The organism is Leclercia adecarboxylata, from assembly GCF_006171285.1.
Lineage (GTDB): Bacteria > Pseudomonadota > Gammaproteobacteria > Enterobacterales > Enterobacteriaceae > Enterobacter > Enterobacter barmai.
Genome location: NZ_CP040889.1, coordinates 3,351,693 through 3,377,319 on the forward strand (window position 1 = coordinate 3,351,693; position 25,627 = coordinate 3,377,319).

25 protein-coding genes are annotated in these 25,627 nt (G+C 61.6%); 13 read left to right on the forward strand and 12 right to left on the reverse strand.

Annotated elements, in window-relative coordinates:
- Positions 1–75: 75 nt before the first annotated feature.
- The 3 genes from fepC to fepD are packed head-to-tail and all read right to left on the reverse strand — an operon-like array spanning position 76 to position 2,860.
- Positions 76–870 carry an iron-enterobactin ABC transporter ATP-binding protein gene (gene fepC, locus FHN83_RS17720; RefSeq protein ID WP_139564527.1) on the reverse strand — a complete coding sequence of 265 codons (795 nt, stop codon included), beginning with the start codon at positions 868–870 and terminating at the stop codon, positions 76–78.
- On the reverse strand, positions 867–1,856 hold the full coding sequence (gene fepG / locus FHN83_RS17725; RefSeq protein ID WP_139564528.1) for an iron-enterobactin ABC transporter permease: 990 nt from the start codon (positions 1,854–1,856) through the stop codon (positions 867–869). The genes fepC and fepG overlap by 4 nt, the downstream gene beginning before the upstream one ends.
- Positions 1,856–2,860 carry a Fe(3+)-siderophore ABC transporter permease gene (gene fepD / locus FHN83_RS17730; RefSeq protein ID WP_138369623.1) on the reverse strand — a complete coding sequence of 335 codons (1,005 nt, stop codon included), beginning with the start codon at positions 2,858–2,860 and terminating at the stop codon, positions 1,856–1,858. The genes fepG and fepD overlap by 1 nt, the downstream gene beginning before the upstream one ends.
- Before the next feature lie 111 nt (positions 2,861–2,971).
- Between fepD and entS the strand changes: the two genes are divergently transcribed.
- Positions 2,972–4,219, forward strand: coding sequence for an enterobactin transporter EntS (entS, locus tag FHN83_RS17735; RefSeq protein WP_139564529.1), 1,248 nt, complete (start codon positions 2,972–2,974; stop codon positions 4,217–4,219).
- A gap of 91 nt (positions 4,220–4,310) precedes the next feature.
- On the opposite strand, the gene fepB is transcribed toward entS, so the two are convergent.
- Positions 4,311–5,270 (reverse strand): Fe2+-enterobactin ABC transporter substrate-binding protein, encoded by a 960-nt coding sequence (gene fepB, locus FHN83_RS17740; RefSeq protein WP_138369621.1) that lies wholly within the window; start codon positions 5,268–5,270, stop codon positions 4,311–4,313.
- Positions 5,271–5,457: 187 nt separating this feature from the next.
- On the opposite strand from fepB, the gene entC reads away from it, so the two are divergent.
- The 5 genes from entC to entH are packed head-to-tail and all read left to right on the forward strand — an operon-like array spanning position 5,458 to position 10,282.
- Entirely contained in the window at positions 5,458–6,633 is a 1,176-nt protein-coding gene (gene entC / locus FHN83_RS17745) for an isochorismate synthase EntC (protein WP_039031405.1), read from the forward strand.
- 9 nt (positions 6,634–6,642) lie between these two features.
- Positions 6,643–8,253: a (2,3-dihydroxybenzoyl)adenylate synthase EntE gene (gene entE / locus FHN83_RS17750; RefSeq protein ID WP_139564530.1), complete on the forward strand. Its 1,611-nt coding sequence runs from the start codon at positions 6,643–6,645 to the stop codon at positions 8,251–8,253.
- Positions 8,254–8,264: 11 nt separating this feature from the next.
- Positions 8,265–9,119, forward strand: coding sequence for an isochorismatase (locus FHN83_RS17755; RefSeq protein ID WP_139564531.1), 855 nt, complete (start codon positions 8,265–8,267; stop codon positions 9,117–9,119).
- Between the two features lie 2 nt (positions 9,120–9,121).
- Entirely contained in the window at positions 9,122–9,868 is a 747-nt protein-coding gene (gene entA / locus FHN83_RS17760; protein WP_139565454.1) for a 2,3-dihydro-2,3-dihydroxybenzoate dehydrogenase EntA, read from the forward strand.
- The gene (entH, locus tag FHN83_RS17765) at positions 9,869–10,282 is read left to right on the forward strand and encodes a proofreading thioesterase EntH (protein WP_139564532.1); all 414 of its coding nucleotides are present in this window, start codon (positions 9,869–9,871) and stop codon (positions 10,280–10,282) included.
- A 103-nt stretch (positions 10,283–10,385) separates the two neighbouring features.
- On the opposite strand, the gene FHN83_RS17770 is transcribed toward entH, so the two are convergent.
- From FHN83_RS17770 to FHN83_RS17780, 3 genes are read right to left on the reverse strand one after another with little or no spacing between them, the layout of a single operon-like run.
- Positions 10,386–11,498 (reverse strand): M20 family metallopeptidase, encoded by a 1,113-nt coding sequence (locus tag FHN83_RS17770; protein WP_139564533.1) that lies wholly within the window; start codon positions 11,496–11,498, stop codon positions 10,386–10,388.
- A gap of 13 nt (positions 11,499–11,511) precedes the next feature.
- A complete protein-coding gene (locus tag FHN83_RS17775) occupies positions 11,512–11,976 on the reverse strand; it encodes a YjiG family protein (RefSeq protein WP_139564534.1) in 465 nt (154 codons plus the stop codon).
- Entirely contained in the window at positions 11,976–12,692 is a 717-nt protein-coding gene (locus FHN83_RS17780; protein WP_039031398.1) for a nucleoside recognition domain-containing protein, read from the reverse strand. Before FHN83_RS17780 ends, FHN83_RS17775 begins: the two co-directional genes overlap by 1 nt.
- 291 nt (positions 12,693–12,983) lie before the next feature.
- Here FHN83_RS17780 and cstA point away from each other — a divergent pair, with 291 nt between their 5' ends.
- Together cstA and FHN83_RS17790 are read left to right on the forward strand one after the other, a co-directional pair.
- Positions 12,984–15,089 carry a pyruvate/proton symporter CstA gene (cstA, locus tag FHN83_RS17785; protein ID WP_039031397.1) on the forward strand — a complete coding sequence of 702 codons (2,106 nt, stop codon included), beginning with the start codon at positions 12,984–12,986 and terminating at the stop codon, positions 15,087–15,089.
- 59 nt (positions 15,090–15,148) lie between these two features.
- Positions 15,149–15,346, forward strand: coding sequence for a YbdD/YjiX family protein (locus tag FHN83_RS17790; protein ID WP_139564535.1), 198 nt, complete (start codon positions 15,149–15,151; stop codon positions 15,344–15,346).
- On the opposite strand, the gene FHN83_RS17795 is transcribed toward FHN83_RS17790, so the two are convergent.
- The 4 genes from FHN83_RS17795 to FHN83_RS17810 all read right to left on the reverse strand — a co-directional run bounded on the left by FHN83_RS17795 (position 15,343) and on the right by FHN83_RS17810 (position 18,115).
- A complete protein-coding gene (locus tag FHN83_RS17795) occupies positions 15,343–15,747 on the reverse strand; it encodes a helix-turn-helix domain-containing protein (protein ID WP_039031395.1) in 405 nt (134 codons plus the stop codon). The genes FHN83_RS17790 and FHN83_RS17795 overlap by 4 nt on opposite strands.
- Positions 15,728–16,024, reverse strand: a complete 297-nt coding sequence (locus FHN83_RS17800; RefSeq protein WP_039031394.1) for a type II toxin-antitoxin system RelE family toxin — start codon at positions 16,022–16,024, stop codon at positions 15,728–15,730. The genes FHN83_RS17795 and FHN83_RS17800 overlap by 20 nt, the downstream gene beginning before the upstream one ends.
- Before the next feature lie 190 nt (positions 16,025–16,214).
- Entirely contained in the window at positions 16,215–16,958 is a 744-nt protein-coding gene (locus FHN83_RS17805) for an SDR family NAD(P)-dependent oxidoreductase (protein ID WP_039031393.1), read from the reverse strand.
- Positions 16,959–17,017: 59 nt separating this feature from the next.
- Positions 17,018–18,115, reverse strand: a complete 1,098-nt coding sequence (locus tag FHN83_RS17810; protein ID WP_039031392.1) for an oxidoreductase — start codon at positions 18,113–18,115, stop codon at positions 17,018–17,020.
- 159 nt (positions 18,116–18,274) lie between these two features.
- Between FHN83_RS17810 and FHN83_RS17815 the strand changes: the two genes are divergently transcribed.
- From FHN83_RS17815 to FHN83_RS17830, 4 genes are all read left to right on the forward strand, one after another.
- Positions 18,275–19,777 (forward strand): sugar ABC transporter ATP-binding protein, encoded by a 1,503-nt coding sequence (locus FHN83_RS17815; RefSeq protein ID WP_139564536.1) that lies wholly within the window; start codon positions 18,275–18,277, stop codon positions 19,775–19,777.
- Positions 19,774–20,769 (forward strand): ABC transporter permease, encoded by a 996-nt coding sequence (locus FHN83_RS17820; RefSeq protein WP_039031390.1) that lies wholly within the window; start codon positions 19,774–19,776, stop codon positions 20,767–20,769. The genes FHN83_RS17815 and FHN83_RS17820 overlap by 4 nt, the downstream gene beginning before the upstream one ends.
- 20 nt (positions 20,770–20,789) lie before the next feature.
- A complete protein-coding gene (locus FHN83_RS17825) occupies positions 20,790–21,854 on the forward strand; it encodes a sugar ABC transporter substrate-binding protein (protein WP_139564537.1) in 1,065 nt (354 codons plus the stop codon).
- A 92-nt stretch (positions 21,855–21,946) separates the two neighbouring features.
- Positions 21,947–23,188 carry an LVIVD repeat-containing protein gene (locus FHN83_RS17830; RefSeq protein ID WP_139564538.1) on the forward strand — a complete coding sequence of 414 codons (1,242 nt, stop codon included), beginning with the start codon at positions 21,947–21,949 and terminating at the stop codon, positions 23,186–23,188.
- Between the two features lie 53 nt (positions 23,189–23,241).
- Here FHN83_RS17830 and mtnK read toward each other — a convergent pair whose 3' ends face one another.
- Positions 23,242–24,441, reverse strand: a complete 1,200-nt coding sequence (gene mtnK / locus FHN83_RS17835; RefSeq protein ID WP_139564539.1) for an S-methyl-5-thioribose kinase — start codon at positions 24,439–24,441, stop codon at positions 23,242–23,244.
- 105 nt (positions 24,442–24,546) lie between these two features.
- Here mtnK and mtnA point away from each other — a divergent pair, with 105 nt between their 5' ends.
- Entirely contained in the window at positions 24,547–25,566 is a 1,020-nt protein-coding gene (gene mtnA / locus FHN83_RS17840) for an S-methyl-5-thioribose-1-phosphate isomerase (protein WP_139564540.1), read from the forward strand.
- Positions 25,567–25,627: the final 61 nt, after the last annotated feature.

Below are 25,627 nucleotides of genomic sequence, written 5' to 3' on the forward strand. Positions count from 1 at the left end.
AAGGCGGTGTGCCCGATGTGCAGGCAAAATGGATTTTGTAGGCCGGGTAAGGCGCAGCCGCCACCCGGCGTTTTTTTACCGCCGTCCCAGCGGCACCACCAGCGGCGTACCCGCCACCGGATCGTCAATAATCATGCAGCGCATGCCGTAGATCCGCTCGATCAGCTCGGGGCTAACAATCTCTTTCGGCGCACCTTCCGCCACAATCTTGCCGTCGCGCAGGGCGATCAGATGCGTAGCATAGCGGCAGGCCTGGTTCAGGTCATGCAGCACTGCCGCCAGGGTAAAGCCCTGCGTGCGGTTCAGATCGCTCAGCAGTTCCAGCAGGTCAATCTGATGGCTGATATCCAGCCAGGTGGTCGGCTCATCCAGCAGCATGATCGACGTCTCCTGGGCCAGCACCATCGCAATCCACGCCCGCTGGCGCTGTCCGCCGGAGAGGGTGTCGACACTTTGCGCCGCCAGGTCGGTAATACCGGTCGCCTGCATCGCTTTGGTGACCGCCGCCTCATCCTCTTTGCGCCAGCGGGTAAACAGCGGCTGGTGCGGATAGCGCCCGCGCGCCACCAGCTCCTGGACGGTGATATCCCCCGGGGTGGTGGCGTTTTGCGCCAGCAGCCCGACCCGGCGCGCCACCTCTTTGCTGGCAAAGCGCTGGATCTGCTCCCCGTCGAGAAACACGTTACCGTGCAGCGGCGTCATCAGGCGGCTCAGGGTGCGTAACAGCGTCGACTTTCCGCAGCCGTTGGGGCCGATAATGGCGGTGAAGTGGCCATCGGGGATCGCCACCTGCAAATTCTCAGCCACGGTTTTTTTACCGTAGCCGAGGGTCAGATTTTCGCCGCGCAAGCGGGTTGCAGTCTCTGTCATTTCTTGCGGGACTCCTGAACAAGCAAGACGATAAGGTAGATCCCGCCAAGACTGACGGTCACCACGCCCACCGGAAGTTGATACGGCATAAACAGCTGCTGGGCGCAGAGATCCGCCGCCAGCAGCAGCAGCGACCCGCACAGCGCCGACTGGGTTAACCCCCAGCGGGCGGTGCCGCTCAGACGGCGGGCGATGTGCGGTGCGACAAGGGCAATAAAGGAGATCGGCCCGGCGATAGCGGTGGCCGCGGCGGTTAACACTACCGCCACCAGCATCAGCATCAGACGCGAACGCTCGACGCTGACCCCCAGCGCACAGGCGCTGTCGTCGCCCATCTCCAGCAGGCGCATGCGCTTCACCAGCAGCAGGGCGCAGATAAACATCAGCACGATCAGCGGGGCGGCGGGCAGGGTTTTGGCCCACGTCAGGCCGTTGAGCGACCCGGCGAACCACAGCCCGGCTGAGAGCGAGGTCTCCAGCGAGGCCTGCAGCAGAAGCCAGGTGTTAAACGCCATCAGCATGGCGCGCATGCCGATACCGATGATGATCAGGCGGAAGGTCTCAATGCCGTCGCGCCAGGCCAGCGCCCAGACGACAAGCGAGGTCAGAATGCCGCCCGCCATCGCCGCCAGGGTGATGGCCGTCAGATGCTGACCAAACAGCACCATCGCTACCAGCACGCCGCTCCAGGCCCCGGTATTAAAGCCCATCACGTCCGGGCTCCCGAGGGGGTTGCGCATCAGCGACTGGAAAATCGCGCCGCTGATCCCAAGCGCCGCGCCCACCAGCAGCGCCATCGTCAATCGCGGCAGTCGCCATTCGTTGACCACCATGGTGATATTGCGCGGGGCACTGCCGGTCAGGGCATCGAGCACCTGAGTGAAGTCAAGCATCACCGCCCCGCTCTTAAGGCTCAATATCGCCACGCCGAGGCTGACCAGCACCAGCAGCAGGCAGCTGAAAACTAAACGTCGGGACGGGGCCATCACAGGGCACCTCCGCGCTGGCGGCGAACCAGGAAGATCAGCACCGGCGCGCCGATAAAGGCGCTGACCACCGAGACGCGCAGCTCACCGGGCACCAGCAGACGCCCGAGAATATCGGCAAACAGCAGCAGGGCAGGGGTGGCGAGCAGCGTGACCGGCAGGGACCAGCGGTGATCGGCCCCCACCAGCCAGCGCGCCATGTGGGGCATCATCAGTCCGATAAAGGCGATGGGACCCACCACCGCCGTGGCGCTCCCGCACAATACGGTGATGGTCAGCAACCCCAGCAGCTGGGTGCGCGCCACGCGACTGCCCAGGGCGGTGGCCGTGTCGCTGCCGAGGCTCAGGCTGTTCAGCGCCCGGCTTAACAGCAGCGCCACGGCGGCGGCAATCAGCACCGGCACGCTCACTACCTGCAGGGTTTGCAGAGTACGGATATCCAGCGAGCCCGCCTGCCAGAAGCGCAGCTGGTCGTAGACGTCCGGGTTGAGCAGGGCGATGCCGTTGGAAAGGCCGTCCAGCACCGCGCCCAGCGCCACGCCCGCGAGCGTCAGGCGCACCGGGCTGAGCTGGCCCCCGCCCTGGCTGCCGGTAAAGGCCACCAGCAGGGAGGCGGCAAAGGCACCGCACAGGGCCATCACCAGCTGTTCGCCGGGGGATGAAAAACCAAACAGCGCCGCGCCCAGCACGATGGCGAAGCTCGCCCCGGCGTTAACGCCGAGAATGCCGGGATCGGCCAGCGGATTGCGGGTCAGGGTTTGCATTAACGCCCCGGCGAGACCGAGGGCGGCACCGGCCAGTAGCCCGGCGAGGGTACGCGGCAGGCGGGCATCCCGCACGATAGTGCAGTCGGCGCTTTGACAGGTAGCGGAGAAGGCATCGACTACCACCGAAAACGGCAGCGGTTTGGCACCCACCAACAGACTGAGGGCGATCGCCAGCGTGAGCAGTAACAGTAAGCCGGGCACGGCAACGGCGCGTGACGCGGAAAGGGAGTACGACATAGCAACATCCATGATTTGATAATGATAGTAATTATCGTTATCTATCTTATTTGGCTATGTTAGCATGTGCGGCCATGGAATTGGTACAAAAGAAACCATTAAGGCTTTGTAATGACCCGACAATCCTGGCTGCTCAATCTGAGCCTGCTGAAGACCCATCCGGCGTTTCGTGCTGTTTTTATTGCCCGTTTTATCTCCATTTTATCCCTTGGCCTGCTCGGCGTGGCCGTACCGGTGCAAATCCAGATGATGACCCACTCCAGCTGGCTGGTGGGGCTCTCCGTTACCCTGACCGGCGGGGCGATGTTTATCGGCCTGATGGTGGGCGGGGTGCTGGCGGATCGCTACGAGCGTAAGACGCTGATCCTGCTGGCCCGCGGCACCTGCGGGGTAGGGTTTGTCGGCCTGTGCCTGAACGCCATGCTCCCGGAGCCGTCGTTGATCGCCATTTACGCCCTCGGCCTGTGGGACGGCTTTTTTGCCTCCCTTGGGGTAACGGCGCTGCTGGCGGCGACGCCAGCGCTGGTGGGGCGCGAGAATCTGATGCAGGCGGGGGCGATTACGATGCTCACCGTGCGTCTGGGATCGGTGATCTCGCCGATGGTCGGCGGGCTGCTGCTCGGCACCGGGAATGTGGCCTGGAACTACGGTCTGGCGGCGGCGGGCACCTTTATTACCACCTTAACCCTGCTGCGTCTGCCTTTACTGCCGCCTCCGCCGCAGCCGCGGGAACATCCGCTGAAATCCCTGCTGGCGGCGATCCGTTTTCTGTTCAGCAATCCGCTGATCGGCGGCATCGCCCTGATGGGCGGCCTGCTGACGATGGCGAGCGCGGTGCGGGTGCTCTATCCGGCGCTGGCGCTGGAGTGGCAGATGAGCGTGTCGCAGATCGGTCTGCTGTATGCCGCCATCCCACTGGGCGCGGCCTTTGGTGCGCTTACCAGCGGCAATCTGGCGCAGAGCGCGCGTCCGGGGCTGATTATGCTGCTGGCGACCCTGGCCTCGTTTATCGCCATTGGCTTCTTTAGCCTGATGCCGGTCTGGGCGCTGGGCGTGGTCTGTCTGGCGCTGTTCGGCTGGCTGAGCGCGGTCAGTTCGCTGTTGCAGTACACCCTGATCCAGACCCAGACCCCGGAAGCGATGCTCGGGCGCATCAACGGCCTGTGGACGGCGCAGAACGTCACCGGCGATGCCATGGGTGCGGCGATCCTGGGTGGCCTGGGGGCGATAATGACCCCGGTGGCCTCGGCGAGCAGCAGCGGATTTGTGCTGGCGTTAGTGGGGGTGATGTTGCTGGTGGTGCTGGCGGAGTTGCGCCGGTTCCGGCAGGAACCAATGGTTATTGAAAAGGTGTCATAGCCCGATTTTGTAGGCCGGATAAGGCGAAGCCGCCATCCGGCAAAAGCGCCCGGCGGTGCTTCGCTTGCCGGGCCTACGGGTTGGGAGCCCTTTATTTGAAAAGCGTCTCTAAACGTTCTAACACCCGCGTCGCACTGAAATAATCCAGACGGAAAGTCTCTGTGCCCAGCGCCCAGACGCGCTTGTTTTGCACCGCTGGCAGATGGGCCAGCAGCGGGTTGGCGTAAATCGCATCCACGTCCTTTTGGTCGCCGGCAAACAGGAACAGCCCTTCGCCGTTCAGCCCGGCGGCCAGGTTTTCCCCCCCTAACTGCACGATGTCGTGGCGCTTACCCTGGCTCTGGGACGGGTTCAGCCCGGCGGGCAGGGTGGCAAGGGAGAAGCCCAGCTGTTGCAGCAGCTTGCCCTGCGCCGATTCGGCGGTCCACAGGTTGGCACTGTGGGCAGCGGCGGTGTAGACGATGGCGTTGACCGGCTGCGGCGGCAGCTTCATCTGCTGCTTCACTCGGGCGAGCTGCTTATCGAACTCGGCAATTCGGGTTGCAGCCTGCTTCTCCTGGCCGGTAATGGTGCCGAGCTGGGTCAGCAGCGCCTGCCAGCTTTTGTCGTCGTAATTGATGATAAGCGTCGGGGCGATGGCCGAGAGCTGATCGTACAGCGCGACGGCAGAATCGCCCCCGGTGGCGCTGATCAGGATCAAATCCGGCATCTGGGCGGCAACGGCTTCGGCGCTAGGCTCGCCGATATAGAGCCGCGCCAGCTTACGCTGTTTGGCGATGTCGCCCCACTGGCGTAAAAAGCCCCGATCGTCCGCGACGCGGTTGTTTGGCGTGGTAGCACCGCTGGCGACCACCGGGGCGTCAATCGCCAGCAGGGAGCCGGTGAGGGTCACGCTGGTGGAGACAATGCGCGTCGGTTTGCTCTCCAGAGTGTGCGTTCCACGGCTGTCAGTGACCTGACGCGGCCAGTCGGCGGCGACGGCTGAGGTTAATCCTGAAAGTAAAAGGCTGATTAAAAGCAGGGTGTTACGGCATGCGGCGGGCAGTTTCACTAAGGTGCATCCTGTTTTTGTTGGAGTTAATGCTTCTCATTTTCATGAATGAGGCGCAGGGATGCAAGCGATAGTCGCACAAGTTGCGCGCTCTGCGGTTGACACCATCGCGCTCTGGGATTAGGTTAGCCAGCGAAAATATAAATGATAATAATTCTTACTGCTTTTATCATTTCAGGAGGATGATATGGATACGTCACTGGCTGAGGATGTTCAGCACACCGCGACCCGGCTGCAAAAAGACAGCTTCTTTTTTATGTCGCCTTATCGCAGTTTCACCACGTCTGGCTGTTTTGCCCGCTTCACTACCCCTGCCGTCAACGGCGACGATCCGGCGAGCGCGTTTCAGCAGCAGCTGGCGCAGGCCTTTGCCGATGCCAAAGCCGCCGGGATTGCTAACCCGGTGATGGTCGGGGCCATCCCGTTCGATACCCGTCAGCCGTCGTCGCTGTTTATCCCCCAGCAGTGGCAAAATTTTGCCCGCCCGGCGCGCCAGCAGTCTGCCCGCTATGCCGCCCGGTCGACGCCGCTGACGGTGAAATCCCGCACCGAGATCCCGGCGCAGTTAGCCTTTGAGGATATGGTGGCCCGCGCCGCGGCGCTGACCGCCACCCCGCGCGTCAACAAAGTGGTGCTCTCCCGGCTTATCGACATTGCGACGGCGGAGAACATCGACAGCAGCGCGCTGCTGGAAAAACTGATCGCCCAGAACCCGGCCAGCTTTAACTTCCACGTCCCGCTGGAGGACGGCGGGGTGCTGCTGGGGGCGAGCCCGGAGCTGCTGCTGCGTAAAGAGGGAGCGCACTTTAGCTCCCTGCCGCTGGCCGGTTCCGCGCGTCGTCAGCCGGATGACATTCTCGATCGCGAGGCGGGCAACAAGCTGCTGGCCTCGGAAAAAGATCGCCACGAACACGACCTGGTCACCCAGGCGATGAAAGCGGTGCTGGCTCCGCGCAGCCATCAGCTTACCATGCCTGCGTCTCCGCAGCTGGTCACCACGCCGACCCTGTGGCACCTGGCTACCCCGGTGGAAGGCGAGGCGCGCGAGCACGAAAACGCCCTGACCCTGGCCTGCCTGCTGCACCCGACCCCGGCCCTGAGCGGCTTCCCGCACCAGGCGGCGAAAGAGTTGATCGCCGAGCTGGAGCCGTTCGACCGCGAACTGTTCGGCGGCATCGTCGGCTGGTGCGACAGCGAAGGCAATGGCGAGTGGGTGGTCACCATCCGCTGCGCGCGCATTCAGGCCAACAGCGTGCGCCTGTTTGCCGGTGCCGGGATTGTTCCGGCCTCTTCGCCGGTGGCCGAATGGCGCGAAACCGGCGTGAAACTGACCACCATGCTCAACGTTTTTGGCTTGCACTAAGGATTAAACATGACCCTTCCCTTTACCCGCTGGCCCGATGATTTTGCCCGCCGCTATCGTGAAAAAGGTTACTGGCAGGATCTGCCCCTGACGGACATTCTGACCCGTCACGGCGACAGCGAGGCGCTGGCGCTTATCGACGGCGAACGCCGCATGACCTATAGCCAGTTCCGGCACGCCGTCAATAACCTCGCGTCTGCGCTGCAGGCAAAAGGGATCAAGCGTGGCGAAACCGCGCTGGTGCAGCTGGGCAACGTCGCCGAGTTCTACATCACCTTTTTCGCGCTGTTGCAGGTGGGCGTGGCCCCGGTAAATGCGCTGTTCAGCCATCAGCGCAGCGAGCTGAACGCCTACGCTTTGCAGATCAAACCTGCGCTGCTGATTGCCGACCGCGAACATGCGCTCTTTGCCGGCGACGATTTCCTGAACACCTTTGTCGATCAGCACCGCTCCGTGCGCCTGGTCTGGCTGCGCGGTGATGAGGGGGAACACGCCCTGGAGGCGGCCATTGACCGCCCGGCGGAGAACTTTATCGCCACCCCGACCCCGGCGGACGAAGTGGCCTTCTTCCAGCTTTCCGGCGGCAGCACCGGCACGCCGAAGCTGATCCCGCGCACCCACAACGACTACTACTACAGCATCCGTCGCAGCAACGAGATCTGCGGTATCACCGCGCAAACCCGCTACCTGAACGCGCTCCCTGCGGCGCATAACTTCGCCATGAGCTCCCCGGGCACGCTCGGGATCTTCATGGCCGGGGGCTGCGTGGTGCTGGCTCACGATCCGAGCGCCACGCTCTGCTTCCCGCTGATCCATCAGCATCAGGTTACCGTCACCTCGCTGGTGCCGCCTGCGGTCAGCCTGTGGTTACAGGCTATTGCGGAAGGGGCGGGCAATGCCCAGCTGGCGTCGCTGGAGCTATTGCAGGTTGGCGGGGCGCGGCTTTCCGCAACGCTTGCGACCCGCATTCCGGCCGAGATTGGCTGCCAGCTCCAGCAGGTGTTTGGCATGGCCGAAGGGCTGGTGAACTACACTGCGCTGGACGATTCGCCGGAGCGCATCATCAATACCCAGGGTCGCCCGATGTGCCCGGATGATGAAGTGTGGGTGGCCGATGAGCACGGCAATCCGCTGCCGCGCGGCGAGGTGGGGCGTCTGATGACCCGCGGGCCGTACACTTTCCGCGGCTATTTCAACAGCCCGGAACACAACGCCAGCGCCTTCGATGAGAACGGCTTTTACTGCTCCGGGGATCTGATCGCCATTGACGAGCAAGGCTACATCACCGTGCAGGGGCGCGAGAAAGATCAGATCAACCGTGGCGGGGAGAAGATTGCCGCCGAAGAGGTGGAAAACCTGCTGTTGCGCCACGAATCGGTGATCCACGCCGCGCTGGTCAGCATGGAGGACAGCCTGCTGGGCGAGAAGAGCTGCGCGTATCTGGTGGTGAAAAAGCCCCTGCGCGCGGTCGAGGTGCGCCGCTTCCTGCGCGAGCAGGGCGTGGCTGAATTCAAGCTGCCGGATCGCGTGGAGTGCCTGGAGGCACTGCCCCTGACGCCGGTAGGCAAAGTCGACAAAAAACAATTACGCCTGTGGCTGGCCGAACGGGCGCAGGGCTGAGGAGCAAGACGATGGCAATTCCAAAATTAACCGGTTACGCGCTGCCAGGCGCGGCAGATCTGCCGACCAACAAAGTGAGCTGGACGCTGGAGCCTTCCCGCGCGGCGTTGCTGATCCACGATATGCAGGAGTATTTCCTCAACTTCTGGGGCGATAACTGCCCGATGATGGCGCAGGTGGTGGCGAACATCGCCCGCCTGCGCGACTACTGCAAGCAGCAGGGCATTCCGGTTTACTACACCGCCCAGCCGAAAGAGCAGAGTGATGAAGATCGCGCCCTGCTGAACGACATGTGGGGGCCGGGCCTGACCCGCTCGCCGGAGCAGCAGCGCATTGTCGCACAACTGACGCCCGATGAGGCCGACACCGTGCTGGTGAAGTGGCGCTACAGCGCGTTTCACCGCTCGCCGCTGGAGCAGATGCTGAAAGAGACCGGGCGCGACCAGCTGATCATCACCGGCGTGTACGCCCACATCGGCTGTATGACCACCGCCACCGACGCCTTTATGCGCGACATTCAGCCGTTCTTTGTTGCCGACGCGCTGGCGGATTTCACCCGTGACGAGCATCTGATGTCGCTCAAGTACGTGGCCGGTTGTTCCGGGCGCGTGGTGACCACCGACGAGCTGCTGCCGTCCATTCCTGCCTCGAAAGACGCACTGCGGGAACTGATCCTGCCGCTGCTGGATGAGTCCGACGAGCCAATGGATGACGAAAACCTGATCGACTACGGTCTGGATTCGGTACGAATGATGGCCCTGGCGGCGCGCTGGCGCAAAGTGCATGGCGATATCGACTTCGTGATGCTGGCGAAAAAACCGACCCTGGATGCCTGGTGGGCGCTGCTCTCCCGCGAGGTGAAATGATGCTGGATTTCACGGGGAAAACCGTCTGGGTGACCGGGGCCGGAAAAGGCATCGGTTACGCCACCGCCCTTGCGTTTGCCGAGGCGGGGGCAAAGGTGACGGGTTTTGACGTCGCCTTCCCGCAGGCGCGTTATCCGTTTGCCACCGAAGTGCTGAACGTGGCTGACGCTGTTCAGGTAAACGAGGTCTGCGGACGTGTGCTGGCGACGGTTGATCGCCTGGACGTGCTGGTTAACGCCGCCGGTATTTTACGCTTGGGGGGAACGGACCAGCTGTCGCAGGACGACTGGCAGGAGACGTTTGCGGTCAACGTGGGCGGGGCGTTTAACCTGTTCCAGCAGACGATGGGCCAGTTCCGTCGTCAGCAGGGCGGGGCGATTGTCACCGTAGCATCCGACGCGGCGCACACCCCGCGCATCGGCATGAGTGCTTACGGCGCCTCGAAAGCGGCGCTGAAGAGCCTGGCCCTGACCGTTGGCCTTGAGCTGGCGGGCAGCGGCGTGCGCTGCAATCTGGTCTCGCCGGGCTCCACCGATACCGACATGCAGCGCACCCTGTGGGTAAGCGACGACGCCGAGCAGCAGCGCATTCGCGGCTTTGGCGAACAATTCAAGCTGGGGATCCCGCTGGGCAAAATTGCCCGTCCGCAGGAGATCGCCAGCACCGTGCTGTTCCTCGCCTCCGACCATGCCAGCCACATTACGCTGCAGGATATTGTGGTGGACGGCGGCTCCACGCTGGGGGCCTAGATGATCTGGAAACGACATTTATCGCTGGAGGAGCTGAACGCCTCCAGTCAGAACACCCTGGTGGCGCATCTGGGGATCCTCTACACCCGTATCGGTGACGACACGCTGGAAGCTGAAATGCCGGTGGATGCCCGCACCCATCAGCCGTTTGGTTTATTGCACGGCGGCGCGTCGGCGGCGCTGGCGGAGACACTGGGGTCGATGGCTGGTTTTCTGATGACCCGCGACGGGCAGAGCGTGGTGGGAACGGAGCTGAATGCCACCCACCACCGGGCGGTATCGCAGGGGAGAGTGCGCGGGGTGTGTCAGCCGTTGCACCTCGGGCGCACCAGCCAGAGCTGGGAGATCGTGGTATTTGACGAGCAGGGACGGCGCTGCTGTACCTGCCGGTTGAGTACGATGGTGTTGGGGTAGAGTGAGATTGTGCGTGCTGGCCCCTCACCCTAACCCTCTCCCCATAGGGGAGAGGGAACGATTACACCCTCTCCCCTATGGGGAGAGGGCCGGGGTGAGGGGTTTACAACATGGACACCACACGCTTCAACAACCTGATCCGCGGCGCGATCGAGGCAATCTCCAGCCACTCCGCCGGGCTGTGGAATCCGGCACCGATCGGGCCAAAGCCGTCTAACGTCGGGATGCCCAGCGCGGCGGTATGGTTGGCATCGCTGCCGCCGCCCACCGCCTGCCAGGTTATGGCGATCCCTTCTTCGCGTCCGGCGTTTTCAACCTTCTGCATTAATGCCCGGGTGTCGTCGCTGGTGGCCATCGCCGGTTTGTGATTTACACGGGTGAGGGTGGTGGTGACTCCGTCAAGGAAGCCTTTCGCGCATAACCCCTCCAGCGCCTGATGCACCCGGTCATACTCGTCGTTTTCCCAGAAACGCACGTCCAGCTCGGCACTCGCGCTGTCTGCCACCACGTTGCCCGCGCTGCCGCCCTGAATCACTCCGACGTTAAGGGTCGTGCCGCGATCCCAGTCTGTTAACCCGTTAATGGCAATAATCGCATTAGCCAGCGCCGTTATCGCCGAGCGGCCTTTCTCCGGGTCGTTACCCGCGTGCGCCGCCACGCCGCTGAAGTGCAGCTGGTAGCCCGCCATCCCTTTGCGGGCTTTCACCAGCGAGCCGTCGGCGCGCGCCGCTTCACACACCAGCACGCAGCGGGACCGTTTTGCCAGCTCGCCGATCCATGCGTGGGAGTGCACCGAGCCGGTCTCTTCGTCCGGGTTCATCGCCACGGCAATGGACAGCCGCGCTTTGTCAGCCGCGTCCAGCCCGCGCATCGCCCACAGAATATTCAGCAGGCCGCTTTTCATGTCCGAGACGCCAGGGCCGTACAGCCGTGTTTCATCCTGACTCAGCGGACGCGCTGCCGCCGTGCCCGGCGCAAACACCGTATCGAGATGGCCGACCAGCAGCACGTCAAATTTCTCCGCCTGCGGCTGGTTAGTGACTAAAACGCCAGGGCCCACCTGGTTGCCGAGATCCACCTGCTCAGCATGCCAGCCTTCGGCCTGCCACAGGCGCTGCATAATGCCCGCCACCGTCGCGACGCCGTCGAGGGTTCTGGTGCCGCAGTCGACGTTGACCAGGGTTTTCAGCTCTTCAATGTAATGTTCAAGGTTCATGCGAGGTCCTTTTTCAGAGAATAATGCGCATCAGCAGCATGGCTAAGAAGGCGTTGATGACGGAGATGCCGATCATCAGCGGAATACGGGTGGCGCGGGTGCCAATCACCCCCAGAATGCGCCCGAGGTACTGCACCTGAGAGCCCATCAGGTAGATGGCCGGGGCGAGGATCGCCAGGTGCTCGCCGGTGAGAATGCCTTTATCAAACAGGCCGATGGCGACGCCGATCCCGCCGCCCATCGACATCCAGCCGCCAATCAGCACTGCGGCGGCCTCGCCCGGCAGGCCGAACAGCCCCATCAGCGGGGCGAAAACCATCCCCAGCCCCTTTAACGCCCCGGTGATCTCCAGGGCTTTGATAATGATGAAAGCCATCACCACGTTCGGCAGGGTGCTGCTGGTGGCGATGTTCCAGCCCTTGCGGGCGCCTTCGACGAAGACGTCGGTAATAACAGGATTTGATTGTGGGGCGCTCATCAGGCTTCTCCTTGTGCCGGGGCAGAGGCGGGGGCTTTATTCTGGAATCTGACTATCAGGCGCATCATGTTGGCGCCGACGATTTTCATGATGAACATCACCCCGATACAGGCTCCGATGGAGGTCGGCACTGCCGCCGTACCGTCGATGGCTACCAGGGTGAAGAGGATCGCGCCGGACGAGAAGAAGTTGGTGATCATCGCCCCGGCGGAGAACTGGAACATGGCGAAAACGTCTTTTTCGTTCTCGGTGATCTGCCCCTCGTCGGCGAGGTTGCGGGTCAGCGATGCGCCCACGTCGGTGCTTTGCAGGCTGCCGATCATCGCCAGGCCGGTAGTGCCCGGGATGCCCAGCAGCGGGCGCAGTAGCGGGGTCAGCAATTTACGCGCGGCACGCAGGGCACCGTAGTGCTCCAGAACATTGATCATGCCGAGCGCAAACATCACCGCCGGGATAAGCCCCAGGGCAAACAGAAACCCATCCATCGCGCCGCTGCCGCCGGTGCCGCGAAAGGCGCTGGTGGCGGTGGTTAAGGTGCCATCATCAAGACTCGCTTTACTCACCACCTTGCCAAACGCGCCGTTGAGGGTGGTGAAATCAAACACGCCGTACCACTCTTTACCGCCCAACAGGCCGGAGAAAAAAACGGCGGCAAACGCCAGAGCAAAATAGGCGCCGGGACCAACCTTGTACTCCTCAGGGTGTGAACTTTTCATTTCCTTTTCCTTGTTTATGTGAGGTCTCGCCTGGCTATTCTGGTGAGAAAGACCACAAAAAAACTGATGTAAATCATCCTGTAATTGCGGATAAGGGGAAATTTGCGCGAAGTGTGAAGTGGGTATTAAGCGAGACGGCGGGCGTACAGGGTGAAAGTGATCGGCTTAACACTGTTATGTAAATGACTGGTTGGATGTCTGTTTTTACGTGTAGTTGAGTTGTTAAATCTTAAGCGAGTGTTATAGATACAAAATGTAACATCTCACTTCTGCGATGATGGAAACCATATCATGAATAACTCAGGGAAATACCTCATATGGGCAGGGCTCTCCGTGGTGGGGGCCTTTGCGTTGGGCTATATCGCCCTCAACCGCGGTGAACAGATTAATGCGCTGTGGATAGTCGTCGCAGCGGTCTGTATCTATCTGATTGCCTATCGTTTTTACGGCAAGTTTATCGCCCGCAACGTGCTCTCGGTTGATCCGACGCGCATGACCCCTGCGGTGCGCCACAACGACGGGCTGGACTATGTGCCAACCGATAAAAAAGTGCTGTTCGGTCACCATTTTGCCGCGATTGCCGGAGCCGGGCCGCTGGTCGGGCCGGTGCTTGCCGCGCAGATGGGCTATCTGCCGGGGATGATCTGGATCCTCGCCGGGGTGGTACTGGCCGGGGCAGTGCAGGACTTTATGGTGCTGTTCGTCTCCACCCGCCGCGACGGGCGTTCGCTCGGCGAGCTGGTGAAAGAGGAGATGGGCCCGACCGCTGGAGTCATTGCCCTGATCGCGACCTTTATGATCATGGTGATCATCCTCGCGGTGCTGGCGATGATCGTGGTGAAAGCCCTGACCCACAGCCCGTGGGGAACTTATACCGTCGCCTTTACCATTCCGCTGGCGATCTTTATGGGCATCTACATTCGCTATCTGCGCCCGGGGCGCATCGGTGAAGTGTCGGTGATCGGCCTGTTCTTCCTGGTGTTCGCCATTATCTCCGGCGGCTGGGTGGCCGAGAGCCCGACCTGGGCGCCGTACTTTGACTTTACCGGCGTGCAGCTGACCTGGATGCTGGTGGGCTACGGCTTTGTGGCGGCGGTACTGCCGGTGTGGCTGCTGCTGGCCCCGCGCGATTACCTCTCCACTTTCCTGAAAATCGGTACCATTGTCGGGCTGGCGATTGGCATTCTGATCATGCGCCCGACCCTGACCATGCCTGCGGTGACCAAATTCATTGACGGCACCGGCCCGGTCTGGACCGGCAACATGTTCCCGTTCCTGTTTATCACTATTGCCTGTGGCGCGGTTTCTGGCTTCCACGCGCTGATCGCCTCCGGCACCACGCCGAAGATGCTGGCCAATGAAAGCCAGGCCTGCTTTATCGGCTACGGCGGCATGCTGATGGAGTCCTTCGTGGCCATTATGGCCCTGGTCTCGGCCTGCATTATCGATCCGGGCGTCTACTTTGCGATGAACAGCCCGATTGCGGTGCTGGCGCCTGCCGGTACGGCGGACGTGGTGGCGTCTGCGGCACAGGTGGTCAGCGGCTGGGGCTTTGCCATTACGCCGGAGACTCTGACCCACATTGCTAACGAAGTGGGCGAGCAGTCGATTATCTCTCGTGCGGGCGGTGCGCCGACCCTGGCGGTGGGGATGGCCTACATTCTGCACGGCGCGCTGGGCGGCCTGATGGACGTGTCGTTCTGGTATCACTTTGCGATCCTGTTCGAAGCGCTGTTTATCCTGACGGCGGTGGATGCGGGGACGCGTGCGGCGCGCTTTATGCTGCAGGATCTGCTGGGGGTGATCTCCCCGGGCCTGAAACGCACCGAATCGCTGCCGGCTAACCTGCTGGCGACGGCGCTCTGCGTGCTGGCGTGGGGCTACTTCCTGCATCAGGGGGTAGTCGATCCGCTGGGCGGCATCAACACCCTGTGGCCGCTGTTCGGTATCGCGAACCAGATGCTGGCCGGTATGGCGCTGATGCTCTGCGCGGTAGTGTTGTTCAAGATGAAACGTCAGCGTTATGCCTGGGTGGCCCTGGTGCCAACGGCCTGGCTGCTGATCTGTACCCTGACCGCCGGCTGGCAGAAAGCCTTCAGCCCGGATGCGAAGGTGGGCTTCCTGGCCATCGCCAACAAGTTCCAGGCGATGATCGACAGCGGCAAGATCCCGGCGCAGTACACCGAATCGCAGCTGTCCCAGCTGGTGTTTAACAACCGTCTGGATGCCGGGCTGACCATCTTCTTTATGGTGGTGGTTGTGGTGCTGGCGCTGTATTCTCTGAAGACCGCGATGGCCGCCCTGAAACAGGACAAGCCAACGGCGAAAGAGACGCCGTACGAGCCGATGCCAGCCAACTATGAAGAGATTGTGACCCAGGCGAAAGGGGCGCATTAACCCGTGTGCCGGGTGGCGCTAGCGCTTACCCGGCCTACATTTTCTGTGAGATAAAAGAAATGTTCGACACCCTATCCAAAGCCGGTAAATATTTAGGTCAGGCAGCAAAGATGATGATCGGCGTGCCGGACTACGACAACTACGTCGAGCATATGCGCGTCAACCACCCCGACCAGACGCCAATGAGCTACGAAGAATTTTTCCGCGATCGCCAGGATGCGCGTTATGGCGGCAAAGGCGGGGCGAAGTGCTGTTAACCCTCTTTCGGTAAATACAGACTGATCTGTTCCTGCTTACAGCCATAAATGGCGGCCAGTTTCTCACGAGTGCGTTTTTGCGGGCGGGAGTCAACGGCTTCCAGCTGCGACACGGCGGACTGGCTGATGCCGAGTTTGTCGGCGACCTCCTGCTGGGATAAGCCGCGATGAATGCGCCAGGCCGCCTGCAGGCTGACGTTTTCGCTATGCATCACGTTGCAGACCTCCCCTGGTAAACCCACATTATCGTAAATATCTGATTCGTATGGGATGTCTTCCCATTCGTTTTCATCGTCGTCATCGTACTCCAGCATGGCTAAGCGCATGCGAAAATACTCGCTGTACGGAATGACGGCATATTGCGCTTTTCCTTCTTCATCCTTAATTAACTGAACAGTCATATTCCATATGCTCCTCATGAAGATAGGTCGTTGTTGTTCGACGCTTAACGGATACCACGTAACAGGTATCGCTTTGCTGATTCTCTAACGTGTAGATGACCCTGTAATCACCCACTCGCAAACGATGGTGGTTTTCGGGTGAGGACAATTTTTTTATATCTGCTACGGGAGAGGCGTTGTCATCCAGACCTGCCAGCCTCAACTCAATGCGCTTCCGATAACGGGGATCAATTTTCGCCAGCTGCTTCTCTGCGGTTTTTGACCAGACAATCTTCATCCGTACCTCCACTGTACACCCACACAAAATATAAGGAAATAATAAGACTATTAGATAAATTCCGAATTACTTATGGGCTACTGTAGGGCGGTGGGCAGGGCGAAAAAAGGGGCAGATAACGGTTCGTCGAAGCGGGTCGAAAACGCCTCTGCCAGAGAACAGAGGCTTACATCAGAACTGCGAGCGGGCATCAGGCGTTCAGCCCGCCGTCCACGTCCAGGCCGGTACCGGAGATCTGCCCGGCGGCGGGGCTGGCGAGAAAGGTTACCGCAGCGGCGACATCATCCGGCTGACCGTAGTGGCCGAGCGCAATAAGCTGACGCTGGGAGGCGGCCTGCTCGCCGTCTTCCGGGTTCATGTCACTGTTGGTCGGGCCGGGGTGGACCAGGTTAACGGTGATCCCGCGCGGGCCGAGGTCGCGCGCCAGCCCTCGGGTCAGCGAGTTGAGTGCCGATTTGGTCATGGAGTAGACGGCGATACCTGGCTGGGCCACGCGGTTGGCCAGACAGCTGCCGATGTTGATGATCCGCCCGCCGTCGGACATATGGACCAGCGCCTCCTGAATGGCGATCACCACCCCGCGAATGTTGACGTTGATAAGGGCATCAATGTCCGCCAGGGTCATGGATTCCAGCGGGCCGCCGCGGGCGATCCCGGCGTTATTTACCAGAATATCCAGCCCACCAAGGCTGCGCGCCGCCTGGGTGACGGCGTCCTGAATTGCCTCTGCGCTGGCGCTGTCCGCCTGGATCGCCTCGGCGTGCCGCCCCAGCGACCGGATTTCATCCGCGACGGCCTGGGCTTTATCGGCGGATTTTTCATAGGTGATAACCACATCGGCACCCGCCCGGGCCAGCGACAGCGCAATGGCACGGCCTAACCCACGGCTGGCACCGGTAACCAGCGCCTTCTTACCTGTTAAATCGATCTGCATGATGACCTCAACTCAAGTGATGAGAACCATCATTAGGTATAGAGGGCGTTTGCCCGACGTCAATGCGCCGGGTGGCTGAGGTTTTCGACTTTTTCAAACGCCGCGCGCAGAACCTCAGGCGACAGGGCGATCGGCAGGGCGTGAATCGACTCCACCGGGCGCAGGGTATGGGCGATCACCCGGTCCAGCTCCTCGCGGTTGTGGATGTCTATCTCCAGCTCGCGCAGGGTGGTGGGCAGGTTAAAGCGCTGGTACGCCGCCGCCAGTTCGCGCAGCACGTCGTCCTGACCAAGCAGGGCGCTCTGCACCAGAATGCCGTACGCCACCTTGGTGCCGTGGAGGAATGGCGCGGTCTGCGGGAGTACCGTTAAGCCGTTATGCACCGCATGCGCTGCCGCCACGCGGGTAAAGCGCTCGCCGAGCCCGCCGACCATCCCGCCGCCCGCGATAATGGCGTCCACCACGTCATGAAACTCCCGGGTCACTTCGCGGCGGGTCTGATCGGCCAGCGCCTGCTCGCTGTGTTCTAGCAGCACGTCGCGGATCGCCAGCGCGCCGTTAATGCCGAGCCTTACCGTCAGCGGCAGGTGTTCCGGCTCAGGTGCCAGCACCACCGCTTCATACCATTTCGCCAGGGTATCGCCAATGCCAGCCAGCAGGTATTCCGCCGGGGCGTTGAGGACGATCTCGGGTTCAACCAGCACCAGGTAGTTGGCATCGTTAAAGATCTCAAAATGCAGCGCCTGCCCGGCATCGTTGTACCACACCGACAGCGGGGTCCATGCCGCGCAGGTGGCGGCGATGGTAGGAATAGCCACCAGCGGCAGACCCAGACGACGGGCCACCGCTTTGGCGGTATCCAGCAGCGCGCCGCCGCCGACGCCAATCACCACGCTGCGGTCATCCCCCGCGGCCTGCGCCAGGTCATTCACATCGCGCTCGCTGCAGTGGCCTTTAAACAGCAGCTGCTTTGCCCCCGGGGCGTTAAAGCTCTCCGGCAGGAACGGGCGGGCACCGGCAATGGCGCGTTCACCGTAGATCCACACCGCCCGGGAGAGTTGCACCGGGGTGAAAAAATCGTCCAGCCGGGCCAGGGCGCCGCGGTGGGAGTAGTAGTTTGCCGGGCCGGGAACGACGCGGATGTCAGTGTTGCTCATGATGTTGTCCTTTTTGCGAAGCGCTAACCTGATGTTATGTCTGGACATCCGGATGGCTAATGCTTTTTTGCTTTATCTTATGCTTTTTCCGTCGTTGCCAGCCAGACAAGGCTGTGAAAAATTCTATAAATCAAACGATTAATTACAGGATAGCAGCGGATGACAACCAGTCGCCTCGAGATGCGTGGCATCAGCCTGGCTTTTTCTGGCTTTCAGGCGTTGTCGCGCGTTGATTTCACGTTGACGGGCGGATCGGTACACGCGCTCATGGGTGCGAACGGCGCCGGGAAGTCCACGCTGATGGCGGTGCTGTGCGGGACGCACGGGCGCTACGAGGGCGAGATCAGCATTAACAATCAGCCCGTCGCCATTCGCGAGCCGGTGGATGCCAAACAGCTGGGCATCCACCTGGTGCAGCAGGAGGTGGACGTGGCGCTGATCCCCGGCCTCAGCATTGCCGAAAACATTATGCTCGACCATCTGGCGCAGCCGGGGCACCGCTTCCGCTGGGGCACGATGCGCGAGCAAGCCCGCCAGGCGCTGGCGCAGCTGGACGTTACCCTCGACGTGCGGCGCTCCATCGACAGCTGCACCCTGGCGGAAAAACAGCAGATTTTGCTGGCGCGGGCGCTCTCCCATCACTGCCGCTTTTTAATTCTGGATGAACCCACCGCGCCGCTGGACGCCCACGAAAGCGAGCGGCTGTTCGCCGTGGTGCGCCGACTGCAGCAGCAGGGGATCGGGGTGGTGTTTATCTCCCACCGTATTCACGAGCTGAAGGCGATCTGCGACACCTTAACGGTGCTGCGCGACGGCAAGCTGATTGAGTCCGGCCCGATGGCGGAGCTCAGCGGGGAAGCGATTGTCGAGAAGATGCTCGGCCATGAGCTGAGCGATATCTACCCGCCAGCGCGACCGCCGCACAGCCAGGAGACGCTGCTCCGCGTGGAGGGGTTGCACGACGAAGGGCTGCTGAAGGATATCTCCCTGCACCTGCGTAAGGGCGAGATTCTGGGGATCGCCGGGCTGGCGGGAGCCGGGAAAACCGAACTCTGCAAGGCGCTGTTTGGTGCCAGCAAAAGCCAGGTGGCGAAGGGCGAGCTGAACCATCAGGCGTGGAAGCCGCGCGATCCGGCGGATTCCGTCCTGCGCGGGCTGGCGCTGGTGCCGGAAGAGCGGCGCAAAGAGGGCATTTTTATCGATGAGCCGGTGAGCATGAACCTGGCGGTGTCAGCGGATAACACCTTTTCGCGCTGGAGCCTGTTTGGTCATCGCCAGGCGTGGCGCTGGGCGGAAGAGGTGATTGCCCGGGTGGGCGTGCGTGCCCGCGGGCCGGGGCAGGTGCTGCGCCGTCTGTCGGGGGGCAACCAGCAAAAGGTGGCGATCGGCAAATGGCTGCGCGGCAACGCTCAGGTGCTGATCTTTGACGAGCCCACCAAAGGGGTGGACGTGAAGGCCAAAACCGATCTGTTCCAGCTCATTGACGGCCTGGCGCGGGAAGGCAAAGGGGTGATTTACGCCTCGGGGGAGTTTGCCGAACTGGTGGGCCTGTGCGACCGCATCTGCGTGTTGTGGGACGGGCGCATCGTGGCGGAAGTCGAGGGGGCAAACGCCCGCGAAGAGACATTACTTTATTATTCAACCGGAGGAACGGCGTCGTGAGCAAGGCCCTTTCAGTGACGGCGGCGGCGTCTGGCCGTCAGCAAATTTTCGATTTTCTCTACAAATGGGGCATGTTGCTGACGGTGGTCGCGCTGGTGGCCATTTTCGGCGTGGCGTCAGAGAACTTCCTCGATCCCAACAACATCATCAACATTCTGCGCTCCATCGCCATCGTGACGGTAATTGCCGTCGGGGTTTCTATCTCCCTGACCATCGGTGGGTTCGACCTCTCCGTGGGCTCGACGGCGTCGCTGGCCAATGCGCTGGTGATCTCGCTGTTTGTCTGGCACGGGTTTGGCACCACCGAATCCATTCTGATCACCCTCGCGCTCTGTACCCTGGTGGGGCTGTTTAACGCCTTTTTGATCGTCATCCTGCGCATTCCCGACATGCTTGCGACCCTTGCCAGCCTGTTTGTGATCCAGGGCGTGGCGATGACCTACAGCTACGGCGGGTCGATCACCGAAAATATGGTGCTGCCGAGCGGCGATATGGCGGAAGGGACCATTCCGGCGGCGTTTGGCGCGCTGGGCCAGGTGCCGACCATCGTCATCATCATGCTGGCGGTGACGCTGCTGGCGCAGCTGGGGCTGTCGCTGACCACTCATGGCCGCCGGATGTACGCCATTGGCGGCAACCCGGAAGCGGCTCGTCTGTCCGGCATTCGCACCACCCGTTACAAAGTGGCGGCCTACGTGATTGCCTCGCTGCTGGCGGGCCTGGGCGGCATTCTGCTGGCCTCGCGCATTGGCTCCTCGCAGGTGAACGCGGGCGGGGGCTACCTGATGGATGCGGTGGCGGCGGCGTGGATCGGCTTTTCGCTGGCGGGCTCCGGCAAACCGAATGCGCTGGGGACCCTGGTGGGGGCGGTGATCCTCGGCGTGCTCTCGAACGGGCTGGTGATGCTCTCGGTGCCCTATTACGCGATGGACATTATAAAAGGGCTGGTGCTTGCAGTGGCGCTGGCGATTACGTACGTACAAAAACGCTAACAACACAACGGGATAACAGAATGAAAAAAGTTGCACTCTCTTTGCTGACGCTGGGATTACTGAGTTCACTGCCGGGCTATGCGGCGACGCCTGCGCCGGTTCCGGCGGCCATTGCCAATCACGACGGCCAGATCCGCATCGCGGTCATTCGTAACCTCGGCTCTGACGACAACACCACCCAGTTTGTGGCCGGTGCGGTCCAGGAAGGGAAAAAGCTCGGCTTTAAGGTCAGCACCTTTTTAAGCAACGGCGACGATGCCAAATTCCAGGACTTCGTTAACCAGGCGATCAGCCAGAAATATGACGGGATTATTCTCTCCCAGGGTCGCGATCCGTACTCCACCGCGCTGGTGAAAAAGGCGGTGGATGCCGGGATCAAGGTGGCGGTATTTGATACCGCGGTAAACGGTGAGATCCCGGGCGTGACCGTTACCCAGCAGGACGACGCCTCCCTAACCAGCCTCTCATTCGGCCAGCTGGTGAAAGATTTCAACGGCAAGGCCAATATCATCAAGCTGTGGGTGGCAGGCTTCCCGCCGATGGAGCGCCGTCAGACCGCCTATCAGGAGCTGCTGAAGCAGAACCCGGGCATCAAAGAGCTGGAGTCCATCGGCGCGGTCTCCTCCGACGTGCAGGGTGACACCGCTAATAAAGTGGGCGCGGTGCTGGCGAAATACCCGAAAGGCAAGATCGACGCCATCTGGGGTACCTGGGATGCCTTCAGCCAGGGCGCGTATAAGGCGCTGAAAGAGAACGGCCGCACTGAGATCAAACTCTACAGCATCGACATCTCTAACCAGGATCTGCAGCTGATGCGCGAAGCGGGGAGCCCGTGGGTAGTGAGCGTGGCGGTGGATCCGAAGCTGATTGGCGCCACTAACGTGCGTCTGATCGCCAACAAAATTGCCGGGGAAGCGACGCCTGCGACCTATGACTTTAAAGCCGCGGCCATTCCGCAGGCGCTGCTGTCGGCCCAGCCGGGTGCGGTGAACGTGGCGTCTCTGGGCAAGATCATTCCAGGCTGGGGCCAGACCGAAGACTTTATCGCCCCGTGGTTCGCAACATTGGAAGCGAAGGCAAAATAAACATTGCCGGGTGGCGGCTGCGCCTTACCCGGCCTACATTTCGCACCTGTAGGCCCGGTAAGCGCAGCGCCACCGGGCGAAAGGACTCAAATATGTCTTCATTACCTCAACCCGAATACAGCCGTAATATGCGCTTAATCGGCCACAGCGATCAGGGCGGACGCCCGGACGGCGTGCAGCTGATGGTGCATCGCGGCTTCGCGTATATTGGCCATATGGTGTCCCAGGGCTTTTCCATTGTGGACGTCCGTGACCCAAAAAAACCGAAGGCGGCAGGCTTTGTTCCCGCGCCGCCCGGCACCTGGAACGTGCATCTCCAGGCCCACGACGATCTGCTGCTGGTGATCAACGCCCGGGATCTGTTTGCCGATGCCCGCTTTGCGGATGAAAAGGTCTACTACACCCGCCAGGTGGGAGAGACGGTCAGCGACGTACAGGACAAAGGCTGGAGCGCCGGGCTGCGCGTCTTTGATATCTCCACCCCGGATAAGCCGCGGGAGATCGGTTTTCTGTCGCTGAGTGGTATTGGCATCCACCGCATCTGGTACGTGGGCGGACGCTGGGCCTACGTCTCGGCGCTGATCGACGGCTTTACCGACTATATCTTCCTGACCATCGATCTGGCGGATCCGCGCAAGCCGCAGGTTGCCGGGCGCTGGTGGCTGCCGGGAATGAACCAGGCGGCAGGGGAAACCCCGGACTGGCCGGAAGGCAAACGCTACGCTCTGCACCACGCCATTATCGCGGGCGATACCGCCTACGGCAGCTGGCGCGACGGCGGTCTGACGCTGCTGGATGTGAAAGATCGTAGTCAGCCGAAGCTGATCAGCCATCGCAACTGGAGCCCGCCGTTTGGCGGCGGTACCCATACCGCGCTGCCGCTGCCGGATCGCGACTTGTTAGTGGTGCTGGACGAAGCGGTGCTCGACAATCAGGAGGACGGCGAGAAGCTGATCTGGCTGTTTGATATTCGTGAGCCGTCGAACCCAATCAGCATCGCCACCTTCCCGCAGCCAGAGGAGCGGGATTATGTGGCGAAAGGGGCGCACTTCGGGCCGCACAATCTGCATGAGAATCGGCCCGGGAGCTTTGTCAGCTCAACGCTGATTTTCGCCACTTATCAGAACGCCGGGGTACGCGCCTACGACATCTCCAATCCGTATCGTCCGGTGGAGACCGGGGCGCTGGTGCCCGCCGCGCCGGAGAAGATGATGGATACGCGGCCCAACCGTCCGCAGGTGATCCAGTCCTGTGATGTGTTTGTTGATGCGCAAGGGATTATTTACAGCACGGATTACAACGGCGGGTTGTCGGTGATTGAGTATTTAGGGTGAAGGAAAATCGTAGGCCCGGTAAGCGTTAGCGCCACCGGGCAAACAGACCGCACCTAACTGTACTGACGCACCCGCGCCAGCAGATCGTCCACGCTGTCGATGCGATCGGCAATCACAATCAGGGCCTTGCCCAGGGTAATGGCGTGGCGTAGGCATTCGTGGCGCATCTCGTCATCACGGATGGTGTCGATATCGGCCACGTGCGACAGGCCCACGCTGCGGCGGATCAGTTCGGTGCCGCAGAAGCCAATGGCGTCATGCCAGACCTTTTTCAGAAACGCGCTGGCATAGCCCGGCACGCTGAGCGCGGCATCGCGGGATTTTTCTGCGGCCAGGGCCTGGAAACGTTCGGCGAAGGTGGTCCACAGCTGCTGAATATCAATCAGACGCTGTTCACGTCCGGCGGCCGCGTCGCGGATGCCCAGATGCCCCGGCAGGCCGCAGAAGTTCAGCAGCAGGTTGCCGATGGCCGTGCCGATATCAAACCCAATCGGGCCGAAATAACCAAACTCTGCATCAATGGCCTTCAGGCTGCCGTCGGCGACAAAAATCGAGCCGCTGTGGATGTCGCCATGCAGCAGCGCTTCAGCCTGGGAGAAGAAGCGGTGCTTCAGGGCGGCCACGGCAATTTTCAGCTGATCGTCGTTGCGCAGGGCGGCGACGTCGCTCTCCAGCGCCGCCGGGTAGTTATTACGCTCGTGGATCTGGTACGGATCGTTGAAGAACAGATCTTCGGTGATCTCGCACATTTCCGGGTTGATGAACTGCGCCACCTGCGCTTTTTTGGCGTGCGGGTGCAGGAAGAAATCGCTGGTGTGGAACAGGGTGTGGGCAAGGTATTCACCCAGCTGGCGCGCCGCCTGCGGGTAGTAAACGTTGTTGATAAGCTCGCCGCGCCAGATCTTATGACTGGAAAGATCTTCCATCACCATCACCGCCAGCTCCGGGTCGAAGTGGTGGATTTTCACCGTATGCTGCGGGCTGTGCTGATAGTGTTCTACCAGGGTTTGCGCTTCGAGACGGGCGCGGTCCAGCGTCAGCGGCCAGGATTCACCCACGCAGCGCACGTAGGGCAGGGCCTGCTTAACGATGATGCGGCTGACGCCCTGGTTATCGAAAATTTTAAACACCAGATTGAGGTTACCGTCGCCTACCTCCTGCGCCTCCACCAGCGAGGAGGGATCGTCGAGGCCTCCAAACTGTTGGGCATACGCCACGGCGTCCTGAGCGGTAAAGGTATGGTATTGCGACATTGCCTGTTCCTCATCTGTTCCGGTAATAAAGACATTTAGACGTCTATACATCTGAATTTTATCCTGACACAATGTGCTACAACAACGCAACAGAGAATTAACGACATGCAGAGATTACAGACGACCAGCCTGCGGGTGACGGAAAATCAGCTATTTATTCTCGACCAACAGGCGCTTCCGCAGGAGAAACGCTGGCTGGATGCGACAACGGTAGAGGCGCTGGTGGGGCATATTCACGCCCTGCGCGTGCGGGGCGCGCCGCTGATTGGGCTGTCTGCCAGCCTGCTGTTAGCCCTGCTGGCGGAGAACGGCCAAAGCCGGGATGAACTGGCGTTGGCGCTGGAGACTCTGCGCGCCTCACGCCCGACGGCGGTGAACCTGATGAACAACCTCGACCGCATGAAGCAGGCGCTGTGGCAGGAGGATTTTGTCCCGGCGCTGGTGGCGGAGGCGCTGCGCCTGATCGACGAAGATAAGCAGCTCTGCGACGCCATCGCCCGCGCGGGCAGCGAGCTGGTGAAGCCGGGCAGCCGTCTGCTGACCCACTGCAACACCGGCGGGCTGGCAACCGCGGGCGTGGGCACGGCGCTGGGGGTGATTGCCCTTGCGCATCAGCAGGGCAACGTCAGTAACGTCTGGGTGGATGAAACCCGTCCGCTGCTGCAGGGCGGCAGGCTGACGGCCTGGGAGCTCGGCGAGCTGGGCGTGCCGTACAGGCTAATCACCGATTCGATGGCGGCCAGCCTGATGGCCAAAGGGCAGGTAGATGCGGTGTGGGTGGGGGCAGATCGCATTGCCGCCAACGGCGATGTGGCGAACAAAATCGGCACCTATTCGCTGGCGGTGTTGGCGAAATTCCACGGCATTCCGTTTTATGTTGCTGCTCCGCAAACGACGCTCGATCCGAACTGCCCGAACGGGGAGGCGATCCCTATTGAACAGCGTGATGCCCGGGAAGTGACCGGCGTAGCGGGGAGCTTCGGGGCGGTGCAGTGGGCACCGGTTGATGCAGAGGTGTATAACCCGGCGTTTGACGTTACGCCTGCGGCGCTGATCAGCGGCTGGGTGCTGGATAGCGGAGTGGTGTGGCCTGAGGATGTGGCGGGCGGGGTGTTTGGGGCATAGTGCGGTCTGAGTAATGCCGGGCGGCGCTGCGCTTGCACGGGCCTACAAAACCTGGTTTTGT